Below are 5,763 nucleotides of genomic sequence, written 5' to 3' on the forward strand. Positions count from 1 at the left end.
GCGTCACAAATACTGCAAAACTGTTCACCGCAATGATGGTTATATGTATGGGTTTTCCACTCTTGTCCGCTAAATCGATGATTAGAGGCGTACCGATCGCCCTTAAGTTTTCTAGGCCAGGGGGCGATCGCTTTTCCGTTTGTACATCCTGAGTCTAGTTCAATCGCTGCCGCTTGTCAAGCGTAACGACAATTTATATTGTCGTTACGGCAATTTAAGGAAAATTGAAGGTTGCAGAATGGTAACATCAGCTTGCAATATCATGGCCAGCAGTTGAGTGTCAGCAGTGATTCGTTGGAAATTGGCAGTTGTGATGGCCGATCGCAATATCAGCAATAAAGAATTGGCTACTTTAATTGGGATGCACCCCACATCTGTGTCGAAAATCAAAACCCGTCGCCGACTCACCCGAATCGACGAAGCAACCCTCAGCGCTTTGTGCAGAGCACTGAATTGTCAGCCGGGGGATTTAATGGTATATGAAGAGGACGAGCCCGATCGCGAAAAATGACATCGTTGTTTACTGTTATTTCAAAATTATTATTAAACCGCAGAGGACACAGAGAACACGGAGGAAGAGAAGAGAGAGATGAATAATAAAGACACAATTATTTCCCATCTCTAACTAACTCTCTTTCCCCTCTTTTCTCTGCGCCCTCTGCGCCCTCTGCGGTTAATAAAAACAAATCTCAGTGTCACAGCCAAGCATATGCGTTACCTTAGTTAATTAACGCACTCCCCAACAAAATTCATGCTTCCCCGCATCCAAGAACTAGCAACCAGCCTCGCCCCCCGCTTAATCGAAATTCGCCGCCACATCCACTCGCACCCCGAACTCAGCGGCCAAGAACATCAAACAGCGGCCTATGTAGCCGGAGTTTTGGCATCTAGTGGAGTTCGCGCCACTGAAGGAATCGGCAAAACCGGCGTCATCGGCGAACTCAAAGGTAATAGCAACGAGTCCCGGTGGCTGGCAATTCGCACCGATATGGACGCTTTACCGATGCAAGAACGCACCAATTTAGAGTTTTCCTCGAAAAACCCAGGAGTCATGCACGCTTGCGGCCACGACATCCACACCACCGTCGGTTTGGGCGCGGCGATGATATTAGCTCAGTTGGAAGAAAAATTACCTGGTCATGTCCGCTTCTTGTTTCAGCCGGCAGAGGAGATAGCCCAAGGCGCGCGCTGGATGATTGCAGATGGGGCGATGAAAGATGTTGATGGCATCCTCGGACTGCACGTTTTTCCGACGATTCCCGGCGGTTCGATCGGCATCCGCCACGGGGCACTGACAGCGGCGGCAGATGACCTAGAATTGATTGTGATGGGTGAATCTGGGCACGGTGCGCGTCCCCACGAGGCGATCGATGCAATTTGGATTGCTTCTCAGATTATTACTACTTTGCAGCAGGCGATTAGTCGCACACAAAATCCGTTGAGGCCTGTGGTTTTGACGATCGGGCAAATTAGCGGCGGACGTGCACCAAATGTGATTGCCGATCGCGTAAAATTATTGGGCACGGTGCGATCGCTCCATCCTGAAACCCACGAAAAACTGCCGGCTTGGATCGAACAAATTGTGTCTAGCGTCTGCGCGACTTACGGCGCTAAGTACGAACTCACCTACAAGCGCGGTGTACCGGGAGTCCAAAACGATCCAAAACTTACCCAATTACTCGAAGCGGCGGCTTTGGAAGCTTTAGGGCGATCGCGCGTTCAAATTTTACCAGAACCATCCCTCGGCGCGGAAGATTTTTCGATGTATCTAGAACACGCGCCAGGAACGATGTTTCGTTTGGGAGTGGGATTAACTGACAAACCTAACTATCCCCTCCATCACCCGCAGTTTGAGGTGGATGAAGCCGCGATTGTGACCGGCGCTGTCACTTTGGCCTATGCTGCTTGTCAATATTGGAAACAAAAATAAGTTGTAGGGTGTGTCGCGATCGACAATTCCTCAACGAATAGCGACAATCTAATAGCGACACACCTTACCCAATATTTACTGTATAGCAACCGCCACATCGGTGAGGGCATAAATGACCTGATGAATGGAGACAAGAACCTACAGCATAAACGGTTTGATTGCCGTACTCTGTAACTGTCAACTGCTATAGCTGTAGGGTGTGTCGCGATTTCTCCCGATCGGGGTTCCGGCTTTAAACCAATTCTTTCAGGTAATGAAGAGCTTTATACTATAACTTTAATTACGAATCTTGTAAAACTATCTACTATAACTATTTAAGTCACTGCTAAGAAATGCTAGCCATGACCCAAGCTCCTTCAATCAAAACTGAATATTCGGGATGCGAATTATGATGATGAGTTTAGCTATTATAAACTCGCTATAAACTCATCAGGTGTGACCTTTGCTTGCTTTAGAACACCGCTAAGTGTACCAATTTTTAGCTCGCGGTGGAGTGGCACAACGCAAACAATTTCTCCATCGGGGAGAGCTTTTTTGAGGACAACATGGCTACCCGTTTGCCTAGCTTGATAAAAGCCTAGACGTTCTAGTACGCGAATTACTTCGCTTACTTGATATTCTGGGCAATCTAGGCATAGCTAACCTCTATGCTAGTTACAAACCTGGGAGTGATTTCGTCGGGTAAAGGACACTCTTCGAGATAGAGCCTTGTAGCTGCTTTGAGGTTGGCGATCGCTTCTTCTATGGTTTCGCCTTGGTCAACTGTGCCCACTTCTGGACATTCGGCAATATACATATCTTCTTCTTTGTAAATGATGGCGGTGAAGCTTTGGGTTTTCATTATGGTTTTCGCTTCCATCATCTAAGGTTGCTTGCTTTCTATTACCTAGTGTATCTCGGATGAATAGTTTTTACAAGTATAGGGGGGGAAGATGGGCGATCGCACTTTTTGACAAATTGGGATGTAAGGGCGATCGCCTTGTGGTTATTTTTAAATTGAAAGGCGATCGCTCTATCATCAAAAAATGCGATGCGTCACAGCCTATTTGTCTTCGCCGAATCGCCCCTTTCATTAGGCTAAAACCCGTTGAGTCAGGTTTCAACCCCTCGATAAATCGCAGCGGTTTTCACCCTCCCAGCTTATTTCCGATAGCGACAGGCTACCGGCCAGCATAGCAGAATCCTCAACTGCTGATAAAGTCCGCTGCTGTCAAGCTCGCTGCTGTTAGACGAACACCAGAAGTTGGATTTCGATCCAAAAGTCCAATAATTCGATTAGTTGATTTAACTCGTAGAGCTAGATTTAGATCGCTACCACTAGAGATGGCATTGAATGGAGACGGCGAGGGTTCAAACTGCCTCTCCACAAAAACTGGATTCAACCCAGCAGCTTGAAATGTCAGGACTTCGATGTCAGCAAATGTCAGACCTTTTGGAAGTACAATTTTGTCTTCCCCAGGGAAGAAATCGTTCAGAAAATCTACTGTATTAGTAGCCACTTCATCTTGAATGATAAACCTGTCTCGTCCAGATCCTCCAGTCAGAACATCAAAACCTAAATCTCCAGATAAAATGTCCTCGCCGTCGCCACCCAATAGCCAGTCGTTATCACGCCCCCCAAATATTTGATCGTTGCCACTTCCACCCCTAACAGTATCAGTGCCCGCATTCCCAAACAAAATGTCATCGTCAAGTCCACCGTCAAGAGAATCTGCATCTTTACCACCGTAGAGGGTATCAAACCCGCCCTCACCATCTAGTGAGTCACGCCCCAGATTCCCGAACAGTTCATCATTGCCACCCCTGCCAAAGATCCTATCATTACCCCCCAAGCCCAGCGTTCTGCGGCCCCCATCAGTATCACGAATGACATCATCACCCTCTGTGCCTTGTGCATTAGGAGTATTTGCAATATCGATGTTAGCCATGACTTCTTAGAAATTCCTGAAATTTATTTCGTCCTGAATTCTTAGCATATGTGAAAAAAATACTGAAATCAAGTCAAATCAATAGGATTTAGTAGGGATTCTTTTACCTATCCCGATCGATCTCAGTCGCATAAAGTAGGATTTAGTGGCTGAAATATCAAATAGTAGGATAAGGTAGGATTGCAATAGGCAAAACCCAAACCTCGACTCGACCTATGGACATTCAAGAAGTCTTAAAAATAGCTGACCAAATCCTATTCACTAAGACAGGCAAACACCTCAATCACCTACAAGAAGGTATACTGCGCGGTACTTGGCAACGCCAGAAATACCCGGAAATTGCCACAAACTGCCACCGTAGCGAAGCTCATGTCAAGAAAGTCGCAGCACAATTATGGAAGCTTTTATCAGAGATATTAGGTGAAGACATCAATCAATCTAACTTTGGATATACAGTGGAAAGATTGCAATTATCCATAGTTGAATCAAAAATTGGAAAATATTCTGCACAAAATGATAATTCCAGTGTTTTGGGAATAGGGCTGTTTCATTCTCAAGAAAACGATAATTTTGTAGGGGTAGTGTCCCTACGCCGACCCTATTTGTCTACATTTTGTATGTGTTTGAGAGCTCGGGCAGGCACGGGGACACCGCCCCTACAAGAGAATGAAATAGCTCTGGTTTGTGGGAACTATCTTCAATCCTTAGAAACAGCAAAGTTAGAAAAGCAGAATCAGGTGACCTGTAGCAATACTCAGCCTAAAAAACGACTAGACTTATCCGATGCACCAGAACCCAACTTATTCTATAACCCCACATCTGAACTCACCATCCTCAAGCAGTGGATTTGGGAAAACCGCACCCGTCTCATCACCATATACGGCTTATCTGGCATTGGCAAAACGTCACTAACTCTCCAACTAATCCCAGAAGTTCAACATGAATTTGACTATATTATTTACCGCAGTCTCCGCAATTCTCCACCCCTGCAAACCCTGCAAACAAACTTAATTCAATTCGTTTCGCAGCAACAAGAAATTAAATTGCCATCACTTATTGAGCATTTGCGTTCATCCCGCTGTCTCATCATCCTTGATGACATACAAACAATTTTCAGCAGCGGACAACTCGCAGGCAATTACCAACCAGGCTATGAAAATTACGGCACATTCTTCAAAGAATTAGCAGCATCATCCCACAACAGTTGCCTAATCCTCCTGAGTTGGGAAAAGCCCAGAGAAATTGCGGCCCTAGAAGGCGAAAATCGTCCTTGTAAATCGCTGCAACTCAACGGTTTGGGCGCGGAAGCACGGGAAATATTCAGAGAGAAAAGATTAGCAGAAGAGGAGAAATGGTCACAACTGATTGACCTTTACCGAGGCAATCCCTTATGGTTAAATATAGTTGCAACTATGATTCAAGATTTATTCGGCGGCAGCGTTTCCGAGTTTCTCTCCTATGATACCCTATTTTTAGGTGATTTAGAATCTCTGCTGCACCAGCAGTGCGATCGCCTATTTGACTCAGAAAAACAAGTGATATCCTGGTTAGCTCGTGAAGCCACACCAGTTGAAATATCCAAATTTTCAGCCAATCTGGAATTATCCCCATCAGCCTTATTACAAGCTGTGCAATCCTTGAGACGGCGTTTATTAATTGAAAAAGTGAAACAAGGTGAGAAAACGCTTTTCACACTCCAGCCTGTATTGATGGAGTATGTGAAAAACCAGTTCCTAAAGGTTGGATAGTTTCAGGCTTCTCATGGGAGGCTAGAAACCGGGTTTCTACGAAATTTTGTGTTTAGTAGCGAGAAATCTACGCAGAAACCCGGTTTCTGAGGACACAACTATTTTTATGGGAGGCTAGAAACCGGGTTTCTACGAAATTTTGTGTTTAGTGGCGAGA

6 protein-coding genes are annotated in these 5,763 nt (G+C 45.5%); 3 read left to right on the plus strand and 3 right to left on the minus strand.

Annotation, left to right across the window (positions count from 1 at the left end):
* Positions 1-286: 286 nt before the first annotated feature.
* Together JGK07_RS10150 and JGK07_RS10155 are read left to right on the plus strand one after the other, a co-directional pair.
* On the plus strand, positions 287-511 hold the full coding sequence (locus JGK07_RS10150; protein ID WP_293224303.1) for a helix-turn-helix transcriptional regulator: 225 nt from the start codon (positions 287-289) through the stop codon (positions 509-511).
* 240 nt (positions 512-751) lie between these two features.
* A complete protein-coding gene (locus JGK07_RS10155; RefSeq protein ID WP_293196866.1) occupies positions 752-1,930 on the plus strand; it encodes a M20 family metallopeptidase in 1,179 nt (392 codons plus the stop codon).
* Between the two features lie 407 nt (positions 1,931-2,337).
* Here the strand turns inward: JGK07_RS10155 and JGK07_RS10160 are convergent, their stop codons facing one another.
* The 3 genes from JGK07_RS10160 to JGK07_RS10170 all read right to left on the minus strand — a co-directional run bounded on the left by JGK07_RS10160 (position 2,338) and on the right by JGK07_RS10170 (position 3,858).
* Positions 2,338-2,529 (minus strand): type II toxin-antitoxin system HicA family toxin, encoded by a 192-nt coding sequence (locus JGK07_RS10160; RefSeq protein WP_293196889.1) that lies wholly within the window; start codon positions 2,527-2,529, stop codon positions 2,338-2,340.
* A gap of 29 nt (positions 2,530-2,558) precedes the next feature.
* Complete coding sequence (locus tag JGK07_RS10165; protein WP_293196867.1) at positions 2,559-2,771, minus strand: type II toxin-antitoxin system HicB family antitoxin; 213 nt, start codon at positions 2,769-2,771, stop codon at positions 2,559-2,561.
* A gap of 343 nt (positions 2,772-3,114) precedes the next feature.
* On the minus strand, positions 3,115-3,858 hold the full coding sequence (locus JGK07_RS10170) for a calcium-binding protein (protein ID WP_293196868.1): 744 nt from the start codon (positions 3,856-3,858) through the stop codon (positions 3,115-3,117).
* A gap of 215 nt (positions 3,859-4,073) precedes the next feature.
* On the opposite strand from JGK07_RS10170, the gene JGK07_RS10175 reads away from it, so the two are divergent.
* Positions 4,074-5,606: an NB-ARC domain-containing protein gene (locus tag JGK07_RS10175; protein ID WP_293205283.1), complete on the plus strand. Its 1,533-nt coding sequence runs from the start codon at positions 4,074-4,076 to the stop codon at positions 5,604-5,606.
* The last annotated feature ends 157 nt before the right edge of the window (positions 5,607-5,763 follow it).

This window comes from Microcoleus sp. PH2017_24_DOB_U_A (assembly GCF_020738205.1).
In the GTDB taxonomy this organism is placed as follows: domain Bacteria; phylum Cyanobacteriota; class Cyanobacteriia; order Cyanobacteriales; family Microcoleaceae; genus Microcoleus.

Bases quoted from the DNA above. Each gene is read 5' to 3' on its own strand.
- JGK07_RS10175 (WP_293205283.1), top strand. From the start codon at position 4,074: ATGGACATTCAAGAAGTCTTAAAAATAGCTGACCAAATCCTATTCACT.
- JGK07_RS10170 (WP_293196868.1), bottom strand. From the start codon at position 3,858: ATGGCTAACATCGATATTGCAAATACTCCTAATGCACAAGGCACAGAG.
- JGK07_RS10165 (WP_293196867.1), bottom strand. From the start codon at position 2,771: ATGAAAACCCAAAGCTTCACCGCCATCATTTACAAAGAAGAAGATATG.
- JGK07_RS10155 (WP_293196866.1), top strand. From the start codon at position 752: ATGCTTCCCCGCATCCAAGAACTAGCAACCAGCCTCGCCCCCCGCTTA.